We start from the raw sequence: 13,504 nt of genomic DNA, 5'->3' as shown, positions 1-13,504 counted from the left end.
GCCAGCATCTCGCGGACGTTGGTCAGCTGGGCGTTGATGGAGTCGCGGCGGTTGGTGAGCGCCGCCAGCTCGCGCTCGGACTCGCTGCGGATGCGGTCGGCCTTGGCGTTGGCGTCGGCCACGATGTCCTCGGCCTGGCGCTGCGCGGTCTCCACCGTCTGACGGGCCCGGCGCTCGGCGTCCGTACGGAGCTTCTCCGCCTCCAGCCGCAGCTGCTCGGCGCGGTGCTCGATCTCCGCGAGGCGCTTCTCGGCCTTCTGCTGACGCGAGGCCAGGTCGCGCTCGGACTGCTCACGGCGCTTGGCCAGGTTGGTCTCGAAGTCCGCGGCGGCCTGCGCGGCCTTGGCGCGGGTCTCCTCGAAGAGGGCGTCGGCCTCCTCGCGCTTGGAGGCGGCGTCCTTCTGGGCCTCGGCACGCAGGGTGGCGGCGTCACCCTTGGCCTTCTCGACGATGCGGACGCCCTCGTCCTCCGCCTTCGACTTCCGGTCCGCGGCGAACGACTCGGCGTCGTTGCGCACCTGCTGCGCGGCGGACTCGGCCAGCTCACGGTGCTGCTCGGCCGCGCGACGGGCCTCCTCGCGCAGGTCCTTCGCCTCCTCCTCGGCCAGCCGCAGGATCTTCTCGACCCGGGCGCCGAGACCGGCGTACGACGGCTCCGCGTCGCTCACCTGGGCCTGCGCGTTCTGCGTTTCGAGGTGCAGCTCCTCGATCCGCTTTTCCAGGGCGTTGATACGGCCGAGGGCGCTGTCGCGGTCGGAGACCAGCTTGGTAATGCGGTCGTCCACCTGACCGCGGTCGTAACCACGCCGCACGAGCTCGAAGCCGAAGGGGGAGGAAGTGTCGCTCATGGGGTTCCTGTCGAATGAGACCGATGAGGTGCTACGTGAGGTGTTGAGGGGAATCCTAGGCGCCCGGACGGCGTGTCATCGAGTCAATCCGCGTTTGCCCTGGACAATGACACCCCTTTTGAGTGGCAAGGCGACGGAATGATTGTCACTCCTTCGAATGAACCTCCCTCAGAAGCACACATCCTGCGTTCTGACTACCCGTCCGACGCCTTACCGCCCGAACGAGTGGACCCCGCTGACGCGCCGGCCTTCACGCCCCCCGCGCCCTGACCGCCCAAAGCGGGCTTTCCGCCACCCGAAGGTGCCTCGAATGATTCCAACGCCTCAAGAACGTCCTGGACACGGGAGATCTCCGCCTGAATGTCCTCGCGCCTGCGCACCAGGACCTCCAGCTCGCGCCGCCCCTCGTCCACGAGCCGCTCGGCCTCCGCCTGCGCCTCCGCGAGCACCTTCTCGGCCTGCCGCGACAGCTCCGCCTTCTTCGTCTCGGCCTCCTTGAGCAGCGTCTCCGCCTTGCGCACCGCGGCGATGCGGACCTTGCTCGCCTCGCTGCTCGCGTCCGACACCAGCTCCTTGGCCTTCGCCTCCGCCTCCGCGCTCTGCTCGGTCGCCGCGCGGACCAGCTTGTCCACGCGCTCGCCCGCCGACTTCATCTGCTCCGCCGACTCCCGGCGGGCACGCTCGTGCAGCTCCTCGACCTCGGACTCGACCCGGGCACGCAGCTCCTCCGCCCGCTCCCTTATGGCGGCGGCGTCGCTGCGCGCCCCGACCAGCAGCTCGTCCGCGTCGGTACGGGCCTTCTCCACCAGGGTGTTGCCCTCGATGGTCGCCTCCGAGGTGATCCGCGCGGCCTCCTTGCGCGCCGCGTCCACCATCGCGTCGGCCTGCTCCTCCGCCGCCGTGGTGGCGGCCAGGGCCTGCCGGCCCGCCTCGGAGGTCAGCTTGTCGGCCTCCGCCGCCGCCTCCGTGATGAGCCGGTCCACCTGCTCCGCGGCCTCCCGGCGGCGCTTGTTGGCCTCCTCGCGCGCCTCGTCCAGCGCCCGCTCGGACTCCTCACGGGCCTCCGAACGCATACGGTCCGCCTCGGCCGCGGCCTCCGCCTTGACCCGCTCCGCCTCGGAACGGGTGCGCGTCGCGTGCTCCTGCGCCGAAGCCAGCGCCTCGGCCGCCTCCGCACGCAGCCGCTCGGCCTCGGCCGCCGCCTCGCCGACCGTGCGCTCGTTGTCCTTGCGGGTCTGCTCGCTGAGCTTCTCCGCCTCGGACACCGCCTCGGTGATGAGCCGGTCCGCCTGCTCGGCGGCGTCCGTACGCAGCCGGTTGCCCTCCGCGCGCGCCTCGTCGAGGGTCTGCTCCGCCTCCCGCTCGGCGCTCGCCAGGGTCTCGTTCGCCGCGACCGTGACGCGCTCCGCCTCGGCGGTGGCCTCGCCGATGATCCGGCCGCCCTCCGCGCGGGCCTCGTCCAGGGTCTGCGCCGCCTCGGCGCGCAGCCGGTCCGCCTCCGCGGCGGCCTCGGCGACCGTCAGCTCGTTGGCCGCACGGGTCTCCTCGACGAGCCGGTCGCCCTCCGCCCGCGCGTCCACCAGGACCCGCGCGGAGTCCCGCTCGGCCGCGGCCAGCGTCGCCGCGGCCTGCGCCGTCAGCCGTTCCGCCTTCGCGGTGGCCTCGTCCAGGGTCTGCGCCGCCTCGGCGCGCAGGGCGTCCGCGGCGGCCTGGGCCTCGCCCACGGTCGCCTCGTTGGCCGCGCGGGTCTCCTCCGTGAGCCGCTCCGCCTCGGCGGTGGCCTCGGTGATGAGCCGGTCGGCCTGCTCGGCGGCCTCGGTGCGCAGCCGGTTGCCCTCGGCGCGGGCCTCGTCCAGGAGGGCGTCGGCCTCGGCGCGGGTGGCGTCGGCCGCGGCCTGGGCCTCGCCCACGGTCGCCTCGTTGGCCGCGCGGGTCTCCTCCGTCAGCCGCTCCGCCTCGGCGGTGGCCTCGGTGATGAGCCGGTCGGCCTGCTCGGCGGCCTCGGTGCGCAGCCGGTTGCCCTCGGCACGGGCCTCGTCCAGGACGGCCGCCGCCTCGGCACGGGTGGCCTCGGCCGCCTCCTCGGCCTCCGCCGTCAGGCGCTCGGCCTCCGCGGTGGCCTCGGCGACCGTCAGCTCGTTGGCCGCGCGGGTCTCCTCGGTGACCCGCTCCGCCTCCGCCGTCGCCTCGGCCGTGATCCGGGCGCCCTCGGCGCGGGAGGCCTCCAGCGACTCGGCCGCCTCGTTGCGGATCCGGTTGGCGTCGTCGCGGGCGTCCTGCCGGGTCCGCGCCGCGTCGCGCTCGGACGCCGCCAGGGCGTCGGTCGCCTCCGTACGCACCCGCTGCGCGTACTCGGCCGTGTCGGCGCGCAGCTGCTCGGCCTCGGCGATGGCGTCGCCCACCGTCCGCTCGGCCAGGGCCTTCGCCGCGTCCGTCTCGATCTTGGCCTCGCTGCGGACGCGGGCCGCGTCCTCGGCGGCCCGGTCCCGCTCGGCGTGCGCGTCGGCGCGGACCCGGTCCGCCTCCTGCTCCGCCTCGGCGCGGGTGCGCTCCGCCGCGACCTCGGCCGCGCTGCGCAGCCCGGCGATCTCCTCCTCGGCCTGCTCGTGCAGCCCGGCCACGGAGTCCCGTACCTGCTGGGCGGTGGCCTCGGCCGCCGCGACCAGCTCCGCCGCGCGGACCTCCGCCTCCTCGGTCAGGCGGGCCGCCTCGGCCTGCGCCTCCTCCGAGCGCTTGCGGGCCTGCGCCAGCAGCTCCTCGCTCTCCTCACGGGCCTGGGCACGCTCGTTGCCCGCGTCCGTACGGGCCGCCGAGAGGGTCTCCTCGGCCTCGCGACGGCGCCGGGCGGCCTCCTCCTGGGCAGCCGCGAGGGCCTCCGCGGCCTCCTCGGCGACCCGCTCGGCCGCCGCCTTCGCCTCGGCGCGCAGCCGGTCCGCGGTCTCCTGCGCCTCCGTGCGCACCCGCTCCGACTCGGCCTCCGCCTCGGCGCGCAGCCGTACGGAGACCAGCTCGGCCTCCGCGCGGGCCCGGCCGGCGTCCTGCGCGGCCTCGGCCCGCAGCTGCTCGGCCTCCGCCTCCGCCTGGGCCTGGAGGGTGCGGATCCGCTCCGCCGACTCGGCGCGCAGCCGGTCGCTCTCCTCGGTGGTCTCCCTGCGGATGTTCTCCGCCGCCAGCCGGGACTCGCGCAGGGTCTGCTCGGCCGACGCCAGGCGCGCCTCGGCGTCCGACTGGAGCCGGGCCAGCTCCGCGTCCGCCTCGGCCCGCTTGGCCGCCAGGGCCTGCTCGGTCTCCTCGCGCCGCGCCCGGACCGCCGCGTCCGCCTCCGCGACGAGCGCCGCCGCCTGCTCCTCGGCNCCCCCCCAGCCGTTCGGCCTCGGCGCGGGTGCGCTCCAGGGTCTCCTCGGCCTGCCGGCGCAGGGTCGTGGCCCGCTCCACGGCTTCGGCTCGGACCCGCTCGCTCTCGGCACCCGCGCCGGAACGCAGCTCGTCGGCGTCCGCCTTGGCCTTGCCCAGCAGCTCCTCGGCGGTCTTGGCCGCCTCCTCGATCTGCTGGACCGCCTCGCGGCGGGCCTCGCCACGGATCCGCTCGCCCTCGGCGACGGCCTCGGCGCGCAGCTGCTCCGCCTCGCCGCGCAGCCGCCGCGCCTCCTCCTGGAGTTCGACCGTACGGGCCCGGTACTCCTCGGTGTCGTCCTTGGCCGCGCCCTTGAGCTCCGCGGCCGCGTCCGCCGCCTGGGCGCGCAGCCGCTCCGCCTCGGCCTCCGCCTCGCGGCGGATCCGCTCGGCCTCCTCGGAGGCGGCACGGGTGGTCGCCCGGGCGTCCTCCGAGGCCTTGTTCAGCACGTCCTCGGCGGTACGGGCCGCCTTCGCCAGCTGCGCCGCCATGTCCTCGGCGGCGGCCGTACGGGCCTGCTCCCCGGCCTCGGTGCGCAGCCGCTCCGCCTCCGCGCGGGCGTCGGCCAGCGCGTGCTCGGCCTCGGCCTTGAGGGCCTCGGCCTCCTTGGTGGCCTCGCCGACCAGCCGGGCCACCTGCTCCTTCGCGGTGCGGGTGCGCTGCTCGTTGACGGACTCCGCCGAGGCGAGCTGCCGGGCGGCGCTCTCCTTGGCCTCCGCGAGCAGGGTCTCCGCCTCGGCCCGGGCCGCGCGCAGCGCCCCGTCGGCCTCCTGGACCCGCGCCTCGGCGACCCGGCCGAGGTCCATGGTCTGCTGCCGGGTCTGCTCGGCCTCGGCGGTGGTGGTGGAGCGCAGTCGCTCGGCGTGCTCGGTGGCCTCCTGGGCCTGCGCGGAGGCGGCGGCCAGCAGCCGCTCGGCCTCCTTGCGGGCGCGCAGCAGGGCGGATTCGGCTTCCGCGCGGGCGGCCTCGGCGTCGGCGGCGAGCCGGCGGCGGGCCTCCTCGGCGGTACGGGCGGCCTCGGCGCGGGCGGCGTTCAGCGCCTGCTCGGCCTCGGCGCGGGACTCCTCCATGAGCCGGCGGGCCTGGGCCTCGGTCCGGGCGCGCAGCTGCTCGGCCCAGGCGACGTTCTCGTTGACGTGCGCCTCGACGGTCTGGCGGCGCTCGTTGAGCTCCTGGTCCAGGCGCTGGCGGCGGTTGACGGCCTCGGCGTGCAGCTCGGCCTGGAGCCGCGCCTGGTGCTCGGCGTGCTCCTGGAGGATGCGCTGGGTCTGCGCCCGGGCGTCGCGCAGTTCGCGCTCGGCGTCGGAGCGCATCTGGTCGGCCTGGATCTGGGCGTTGCGCAGCAGCTGCTCCGCCTGGTATCCCATGTCCGCGCCGTCGTAGGCGGGCCGGGAGGCGAGGGCGCGCCGCACCTCGTGCAGCTTGGCCCGCAGCACCTCGACCTGGTAACCCAGGTCCTCGGCGTGCTGGACTGCCTTCCCGCGCTCCTTCCTCAGCCGCTCCATCTCGGCTTCGAGGCGCGTGAGATGGTCGGCTTCAGCCTGATGGCTCTCCTGGCTTTCGTAGCCGAGCACAGCGCGGTCCCGTCCGTCCCCTGGTCGCAAGCTCACCTTCAATTGAGCATCGCTCGCCCGCTGAACGACGCCCCCGGGGAAATGGTGTCAGAAACCGGGGCAGGGGTATCGGGTCCCGCCCCGTCTCCGACCGCACCCCGGCCGAGCCATGGCCACTCTACCGGCCGGGGAATGGGGGCATCAGTGCTCCGGGTTGCTGGTGACCAGTTCGGTGAGGACTCCGTGGCAGTCCTTGGGGTGCAGGAAGGTGATCCGGGAGCCCATCGAGCCGGTGCGGGGCTGGTCGTAGAGGACCCGGACGCCCTTGCCGCGGATGGCCTCGGCGTCACCGTCGACGTCCGCCGTGCCGAAGGCGATGTGGTGGACGCCCTCGCCGTTCTTGGCGAGCCACTTGGCCACCGTCGAGTCCTCGCGGGTGGGCTCCAGGAGCTGGAGGTACGAGGCACCTCCGTCGGAGGTCTCGTTGATCTTCAGCATGGCCTCGCGCACGCCCTGTTCCTCGTTGACCTCGGTGTGGAACACCTCGAAGCCGTACGTGGCACGGTAGAACTCGACGGTCTTGTCCAGGTCGAAGCAGGCGATCCCGATGTGGTCGATTCTTGTCAGCATGGGACCAGTGCACCGCCGAGGAGGGTCGTCACGCAACGTGCCAGCGATCACACCGACTGCCCGGTGACGGCGCGGGTACTGCTCAGTACATTCAGGTAAACCCTCGTTCACTCCTCAGCTTCCCCGCTGAAAGGGGATTCGCCCTCATGTCCGGAACGAACAACACCACCTCCGTGATCGTCGCCGGGGCCCGCACGCCCATGGGGCGGCTGCTCGGCTCCCTGAAGTCCTTCTCCGGCGCCGACCTCGGCGGCTTCGCCATCAAGTCCGCGCTGGAGCGGGCAGGGATCTCCGGTGACCAGGTCCAGTACGTGATCATGGGCCAGGTGCTCCAGGCCGGCGCGGGCCAGATCCCCGCCCGCCAGGCCGCCGTCAAGGCCGGCATCCCGATGAACGTGCCCGCGCTCACCATCAACAAGGTGTGCCTCTCGGGCCTCGACGCCATCGCCCTCGCCGACCAGCTCATCCGCGCGGGCGAGTTCGACATCGTGGTCGCCGGCGGCCAGGAGTCGATGACCAACGCCCCGCACCTGCTGCCGAAGTCCCGCGAGGGCTACAAGTACGGCGCGATCGAGATGCTGGACGCGATGGCCTACGACGGCCTCACCGACGCCTTCGAGAACATCGCGATGGGCGAGTCCACGGAGAAGCACAACACCCGCCTGGGCATCGAGCGCGCCCCGCAGGACGAGTTCGCCGCCGCCTCGCACCAGCGGGCCGCCGCCGCGCAGAAGAACGGCGTCTTCGAGGCCGAGATCACCCCGGTCGAGATCCCGCAGCGCAAGGGCGACCCGGTGATCTTCGCCGCGGACGAGGGCATCCGCCCGGAGACCACGGTGGAGTCCCTGGGCAAGCTGCGCCCGGCGTTCGCCAAGGACGGCACGATCACCGCCGGCACCTCCTCGCAGATCTCCGACGGCGCCGCCGCCGTGGTCGTGATGAGCAAGGCCAAGGCCGAGGAGCTGGGCCTGGACTGGATCGCCGAGATCGGCGCCCACGGCAACGTGGCCGGCCCGGACAACTCCCTCCAGTCGCAGCCCTCGAACGCGATCCTGCACGCCCTGAAGAAGGAGGGCCTGGAGGTCTCCGACCTGGACCTGATCGAGATCAACGAGGCCTTCGCGGCGGTCGCCGTGCAGTCAATGAAGGACCTCGGCGTGACCCCGGAAAAGGTGAACGTCAACGGCGGCGCCATTGCCCTGGGCCACCCCATCGGCATGTCCGGCGCCCGCGTGGTGCTGCACCTGGCGCTGGAGCTCAAGCGCCGCGGCGGCGGTGTCGGCGCGGCCGCGCTGTGCGGCGGCGGCGGCCAGGGCGACGCCCTCGTGATCCGCGTCCCGAAGGCGTAGGTGCTGCCCTCATGGTGACGGTGGACGTCCCCGCGCTGGTGGCGCAGGCCCGCGAGGGCCGGCCGCGGGCCGTGGCCCGGCTGATCTCACTGGTCGAGGGGGCGTCCCCGCACCTGCGCGAGGTCATGGCCGCCCTGGCACCGCTCACGGGCGGCGCGTACGTGGTGGGTCTGACGGGCTCCCCGGGCGTCGGCAAGTCGACCTCGACCTCGGCCCTGGTCACGGCCTACCGCAAGGCCGGCAAGCGGGTCGGCGTGCTCGCGGTGGACCCGTCCTCGCCCTTCTCGGGCGGGGCCCTGCTCGGCGACCGGGTCCGGATGTCGGACCACGCCTCCGACCCCGGGGTCTACATCCGCTCCATGGCCACCCGGGGGCACCTGGGCGGCCTGGCGTGGGCGGCGCCGCAGGCGATCCGCGTCCTGGACGCGGCCGGCTGCGACGTGATCCTGGTCGAGACGGTCGGCGTCGGGCAGTCGGAGGTGGAGATCGCCTCGCAGGCCGACACCTCGGTGGTGCTGCTCGCGCCCGGGATGGGCGACGGGATCCAGGCCGCCAAGGCCGGGATCCTGGAGATCGGCGACGTGTACGTGGTGAACAAGGCGGACCGGGACGGCGCGGACGCGACCGCCCGGGAGCTGAACCACATGCTGGGCCTGGGGGAGTCCCGGGGCCCCGGTGACTGGCGCCCGCCGATCGTCAAGACGGTCGCGGCCCGGGCGCAGGGCATCGACGAGCTGGTCGAGCAGCTGGAGAAGCACCGGGCGTGGATGGACGAGCGGGGGGTGCTCGCGGAGCGGCGTGCCGCGCGGGCGGCGCGGGAGGTGGAGACGATCGCGATCACCGCCCTGCGGAGCCGGCTGGCCGACCTGCACGGGGATGCGCATCTGGGGGCACTGGCCGGGCGGGTCGCCGCGGGCGAGCTTGATCCCTATGCTGCGGCCGACGCGCTGCTGGACAGCCTGACCGAGGGCTGAGCGGGGGAGGGGCGGGGTGGGGTTTTTCTCCCCGCCCCGCCCTTTCGCCGTTTCTCCCCCGGCTACCGCCGGGAGGTGCCCCCAGGCGGGGCTGAGATGCCTAGGCCTTGCCGCGGGTGCCGCGGAGGTGTTCTGCGACGGGGGTCAGGGAGGTGTGCAGGGCCTGGAGGGCCTCCGGGGGGAGCAGGTCGATGAAGTTCTCCCGGACGGAGGCCACGTGGTGCGGGGCGACCTTGCGCATGGTGTCCATGCCCTCGTCGGTGAGGACGGCGTACAGCCCCCGCCGGTCGGACTCGCAGTTGACCCGGCGCACCAGGCCCGTGGCCTCCATGCGGGTGATCTGGTGGGACAGCCGGCTCTTGGACTGGAGGGTGGCGGTGGCCAGGTCGCTCATGCGCATCCGGTGGCCCTCCGCCTCCGAGAGGTTCACCAGGATCTCGTAGTCGTTGTTGGTGAGTCCGAAGGGCTGGAGATCCTTTTCCAGCTGGTGCATCAGCAGTCTGCTGACGTCCAGGTGGGTGCGCCAGGCGCACTGTTCGGCGTCGGTAAGCCAGCGGGTGGCCGTCTCGGTCTCCATCGTCTCCATGAATGAACTCTACCTAAGAAGTTGAATTACGTACAAAAATAGGAAGATCTTCCCGGCCGGTGAAGCGTGTGCCGCCTCACAGGCCGAGCCGCCGCTGCAGGTCGCCGAGCTGCCCCGGCATCCGTGGCACCCCCAGCTGCCCCAGCGGACCCTGGCCGGCCCCCGGAACGCCCTGCGCGTTCCCCGTGGCCGCGCCGGCGCCCACCACGCCTACCGACTGCTCCGCCATCAGCGTCTCGCTCGACTGCAGCAGCACCGTGCCCGCGCCGACGAAATCGAACTGGTGCTCCTCGCCCGAGGCGCCGCCGAGGCCGGTCAGCGCGCGCAGCCCGCCGATCACGCCGGACATGTAGCCGTGGTCGTAGTGGTGGCAGGGGGAGGGGCAGTCCGCCCAGCCCACCAGCGCCTGCGGGTCCACCCGCAGCGGCGGCTCCATGAAGACCACCGGTCCGTTGGACGCCGCCACGAACTTCCCGGTTCCGATCAGCGTCAGGAATCCCGGGACGATCGACTGCTTGAGGGCCAGCGAGGGCTGGTAGGCGAGCAGGTTCCCCGACCGGATGGTCAGGTTGCCGTCGTCCAGGTCGTACGAGTTCACGTCGAAGGCCCGGTCGGCCAGGAGCATCTTGCCCTGCCCCTCCGCCACCACCCAGTCGCTCGCGTGCAGCGGCGAGTGGAAGCTGGTGCGCAGCAGCCGGTCGAAGCGGCCGTGACCGATGCCGTTGAACTCGATGCGCCCGTAGTACGAGATCATCTTGCCCTTCTGCAGGAACCACTGGTTCCCCTTGAGCTCCACGCAGAAGGTGTACTTGTTGACGTTGTCGTCGGAGGGCAGCGTGTACGGGTCGAAGACCGTCGGACCGCCCGGCCCGCCGCTCACGGGGCCAAAGTTCACAGCTTCTCCTCCGAGGCCTGTACGTAGACCGCGCCCTGGCCGGACAGTTCCAGCTGGAACGCCTCGCCCGAGCCGCGCCCCACCATGTCCCGCCAGCCGAGCGCGGTGGAGAGCTTGTTCCTGACGTCCCCGTGGTGGGCCACGTACGCCTGCGGGTCGACGTGGACCGGCCGGTTCGGGGTGATGGGGAGTTCGATGACCCCGCCGTGGGCCATCACGGCGACCGCGCCGTGGCCCTTGAGGGTGGTGGTGAACAGGCCCTGCCCGGTCACCTGGCCGCGCACCATGCCCATGACACCGCCCTGCGAGCCCATGAACATCGTGCCCTGCTGGAGGGTGCCGTCGAAGGCCAGCAGGCGGTCGGCCTCGACGTAGAGGGTGTCGCCCTGGAGGTTGATCACCTGGATGTGGTGGCCGCCGTGGCCGAACATCACCGTGCCGCTGCCCTCCACCTCCATCAGCGGGGTCTGCTCGTTCGCCACCCGGCGCCCGATCATGCCCATGACGCCGCCCTGGCCGCCGGTGATGCTCGGGGTGAAGGAGACCTCGCCGCGGTAGGCGAGCATCGCCCCCCGCTGGCTGTACATCCTCTGCCCCGGGATCACCTGGGCCTCGACCATCTTCGAGTTGATCTCGCGGAACGGCATCAGAGGTCTCCCCCGATCGTGTTGCGCTCGCTGGGCTGCACGTAGACCAGACCCTCGCCCTCGAACCGGATCTGGAACGCCTCGCCCGAGCCCTCGCCGATCAGGGTCCGGAAGTTTATCCCCGACTGGAACGACTGCTGGAGGTTGCCCGTGTGGGCGATGTACGCCCCCGGGTCCACCGAGAGCGGGTACTGGGCGCTGACCCGCAGCACCACCGCCGGGCCGTCGGACATGATCGCCGCCTGGCCGGAACCCTCCACGGTCGTCGTGAAGAGCCCATTGCCGGTGCTCGCGCCGCGCAGGCCGGTGAACGTCGTACCGGTGCGCAGGCCGGCGTCGGTGCACAGCAGGTTGCTGGACTCGACGTACAGCTTCTCGCCCCGCAGGTTCACCAGGTTGATCTCGCTCGCACGGTCCGCGAAGTAGCAGGTTCCGTGTCCCTGTACCTCCATCACGGTCATCTGCTCGCCGGTGAGCCGGCGCGTCACCATCCCGCGGAGGCCTTCGCCGCCGCCCGTCATCTTCTTGAAGGCCATCTGCCCGTCGTACGCGACCATGGAGCCGTTCTTCGCTTTCACGGCGTCCCCGGTCAGCTCGACGGCCAGCACCTTGCTGCCTTGGAGTCGGAACTGAGCCACGGGGACGAAGGTATCGGCACCGGGCTGCACCGAACAGAGCCCGGCGGTCGATATGCGCCACATTCGCCGGTGTTGGGGGTTCCGGCCCCCCGCCCGAAGATCCCCGGGGGCGGCTGAGACACTGGAACGGACCCCGGTCCCCGGCCCCGAAGGTTCCACGTGGACATCAAGACCGCCTCCGCCCTGCACCGGCTGCGCCTCATCTCCGTCCCGGAGGCGCTGTCGTTCCCGGCCCTGCTGATCTTCGGCTCCCTGCTGAGCCGGATCTCGGACATCGACTACCTGATGATGCCGCTGGGCATCGTGCACGGAATCCTGTTCGTCATCTACGCGGTCTTCCTGCTGGACGTGTGGAACAAGGCGAAGTGGCCGCTGAAGAAGGTCGCCCTGTTCTTCCTGCTGGCTCTGCTGCCCTTCGGCGGGCTCTACGGCGACCGGCTGCTCAAGCGGGACGAGGCCGACAGCGTCGTCGCCGCCCGCGCGCGTGAGGCGGCCCGGGCGTGATCGTCGCGTTCTCGGTGACCCCGCTGGGGGTGGGTGAGGAGGTCGGCGAGTACGTCGCCGACGCGGTCCGCGTGGTGCGCGAGTCCGGGCTGCCGAACCGCACCGACGCCATGTTCACCACCGTCGAGGGCGAGTGGGACGAGGTGATGGACGTGGGCGCGGTCGCCGCCGTGGAGGAGCGCGCGCCCCGGGTCTCGTTCATCCTCAAGGCGGACATCCGCCCCGGCGTCACCGACGGCATCACCTCGAAGGTGGAGACCGTCGAACGCCACCTCGCGCGGGACTGACCCCGCCCGTCGGAGCCCTTCCCGAAGCGCCCTCCGCCCGTCCGGGCGGGGGGCGCTTCCCGTCGGCGCGGCCCCTTCAGGCGGCCGGGGTGCCCGAGGCCAGGGCTATGGCCAGGGGGGTGCGTTCGTAGCGGACCTGGTGGCCGTGGCGGGCGGAGATCAGCAGGCCCGCGTCCTGCAGGACCCGCAGGTGCGCCGAGACCGTGGACGGGGCCAGGCCGAGCCGGTGGGCCAGCGCCGTGGTGGAGGCCGGCTCCTCCAGGGCGCACAGCACGTCGGCCCTGGCCCGGCCCCGCCGGCGGGCCAGCGCGGCCGGGGTGTCCTGCCGTACCGGGGTCCACAGGGCGCCGATGCCCCGGGCCGCGTAGACCACGGTCGGCTGCCAGGGCGGGTCGAAGCCGCCCGCGATCTGCGGCCAGACGAAGGCGCTCGGCATCAGCAGCAGGCCCTGGCCGCCCAGGACGCGCTCGTGGTGGGTGGGTGAGGGGCGCTCGATGGTCAGGGTGAGGGAGGCGGAGTCCCAGGAGAGGTCCGGGTGCAGCCCGTCGAAGAGGGCCTCCAGCCCGCCGGCGGCGAGCCGGCGCGAGTGGAAGAGGACGTCCGCCTCCAGCAGGGCCCGCAGCCGTGGCCAGTGCGGCTCGACCAGGGCGCTCCAGGCCCGCTCCAGCAGATCGGCCAGCTCCCGTACGGACCGGGCGGGGTCCTCGAGGAGGTACCGGCCCAGCGCGCTGTCGAGGGCGCCCGGCGTGCAGGCGAGGGAGCGGCGCATGTCCTCGCGCGCCTCGGCCGGGTCCGCCGCGCGGACCAACGCCAGCTCCTCCGCGAAGGAGGCGCCGGGGCCGCTCGGCGGGGGGCTGATGAAGTCCGTGCTGTGCCCGCGCCGGGGCATCAGCAGCCACAGTGGCCGCAGGTCCAGCCCCGCGGCCGCGGCCCGGATCCCGCGCAGCCAGGGCAGGTGGTAGCCCTGCCGGTCGGGGCGCTTGAGGGTGCGCACCGCCTCCTGGGTCTCCCACAGGGGCGACAGGGCGAACCGGCACCGCAGCAGGTCCTCGTGCCCGAAGTGGTGGAGCAGCCCCATCCCGGACCGCCTCCCCTCGTGTAAGCGACGGCGCCGACCCGAGGACTCTGCCCCAACATTCGCCCCCACGCGAATCACTGCACCGCCGGGCCGGGCGGCGGAAGGCTGCGCCCATGCCCAC

The 13,504-nt window shown here is 73.1% G+C and carries 11 protein-coding genes and 1 pseudogene; 4 read left to right on the top strand and 8 right to left on the bottom strand.

Features of this window, described 5'->3' with window-relative positions:
* The 3 genes and pseudogenes from VR44_RS28125 to mce all read right to left on the bottom strand — a co-directional run.
* Positions 1–848: coiled-coil domain-containing protein (locus VR44_RS28125; protein ID WP_045950420.1), on the bottom strand; the 848-nt coding region annotated here is incomplete at its 3' end.
* Between the two features lie 194 nt (positions 849–1,042).
* Positions 1,043–5,816 (bottom strand): annotated as a pseudogene (gene scy, locus VR44_RS48935) (polarized growth protein Scy).
* 180 nt (positions 5,817–5,996) lie between these two features.
* On the bottom strand, positions 5,997–6,425 hold the full coding sequence (mce, locus tag VR44_RS28115) for a methylmalonyl-CoA epimerase (protein ID WP_045950419.1): 429 nt from the start codon (positions 6,423–6,425) through the stop codon (positions 5,997–5,999).
* Positions 6,426–6,571: 146 nt separating this feature from the next.
* On the opposite strand from mce, the gene VR44_RS28110 reads away from it, so the two are divergent.
* Positions 6,572–7,774, top strand: coding sequence for an acetyl-CoA C-acetyltransferase (locus tag VR44_RS28110; RefSeq protein ID WP_045950418.1), 1,203 nt, complete (start codon positions 6,572–6,574; stop codon positions 7,772–7,774).
* Between the two features lie 11 nt (positions 7,775–7,785).
* Positions 7,786–8,748 (top strand): methylmalonyl Co-A mutase-associated GTPase MeaB, encoded by a 963-nt coding sequence (gene meaB / locus VR44_RS28105; RefSeq protein ID WP_045950417.1) that lies wholly within the window; start codon positions 7,786–7,788, stop codon positions 8,746–8,748.
* A 100-nt stretch (positions 8,749–8,848) separates the two neighbouring features.
* On the opposite strand, the gene VR44_RS28100 is transcribed toward meaB, so the two are convergent.
* The 4 genes from VR44_RS28100 to VR44_RS28085 all read right to left on the bottom strand — a co-directional run bounded on the left by VR44_RS28100 (position 8,849) and on the right by VR44_RS28085 (position 11,514).
* A complete protein-coding gene (locus VR44_RS28100) occupies positions 8,849–9,325 on the bottom strand; it encodes a MarR family winged helix-turn-helix transcriptional regulator (protein WP_045950416.1) in 477 nt (158 codons plus the stop codon).
* 85 nt (positions 9,326–9,410) lie between these two features.
* A complete protein-coding gene (locus VR44_RS28095) occupies positions 9,411–10,214 on the bottom strand; it encodes an AIM24 family protein (protein WP_045950415.1) in 804 nt (267 codons plus the stop codon).
* A gap of 11 nt (positions 10,215–10,225) precedes the next feature.
* A complete protein-coding gene (locus VR44_RS28090; protein WP_045950414.1) occupies positions 10,226–10,876 on the bottom strand; it encodes an AIM24 family protein in 651 nt (216 codons plus the stop codon).
* Positions 10,876–11,514 carry an AIM24 family protein gene (locus tag VR44_RS28085; protein ID WP_045950421.1) on the bottom strand — a complete coding sequence of 213 codons (639 nt, stop codon included), beginning with the start codon at positions 11,512–11,514 and terminating at the stop codon, positions 10,876–10,878. The genes VR44_RS28090 and VR44_RS28085 overlap by 1 nt, the downstream gene beginning before the upstream one ends.
* Positions 11,515–11,673: 159 nt before the next feature.
* Between VR44_RS28085 and VR44_RS28080 the strand changes: the two genes are divergently transcribed.
* Together VR44_RS28080 and VR44_RS28075 are read left to right on the top strand one after the other, a co-directional pair.
* On the top strand, positions 11,674–12,018 hold the full coding sequence (locus tag VR44_RS28080) for a DUF3817 domain-containing protein (protein WP_045950413.1): 345 nt from the start codon (positions 11,674–11,676) through the stop codon (positions 12,016–12,018).
* Positions 12,015–12,305, top strand: a complete 291-nt coding sequence (locus tag VR44_RS28075) for an MTH1187 family thiamine-binding protein (protein WP_045950412.1) — start codon at positions 12,015–12,017, stop codon at positions 12,303–12,305. Before VR44_RS28080 ends, VR44_RS28075 begins: the two co-directional genes overlap by 4 nt.
* A 76-nt stretch (positions 12,306–12,381) precedes the next feature.
* Here VR44_RS28075 and VR44_RS28070 read toward each other — a convergent pair whose 3' ends face one another.
* A complete protein-coding gene (locus VR44_RS28070; RefSeq protein WP_045950411.1) occupies positions 12,382–13,383 on the bottom strand; it encodes an ArsR/SmtB family transcription factor in 1,002 nt (333 codons plus the stop codon).
* Positions 13,384–13,504 lie beyond the last annotated feature (121 nt).

It is taken from the genome of Streptomyces katrae, assembly GCF_000966975.1.
Taxonomy (GTDB): domain Bacteria; phylum Actinomycetota; class Actinomycetes; order Streptomycetales; family Streptomycetaceae; genus Streptomyces; species Streptomyces katrae.
This window is presented reverse-complemented; position numbering and strand designations above follow the sequence as displayed.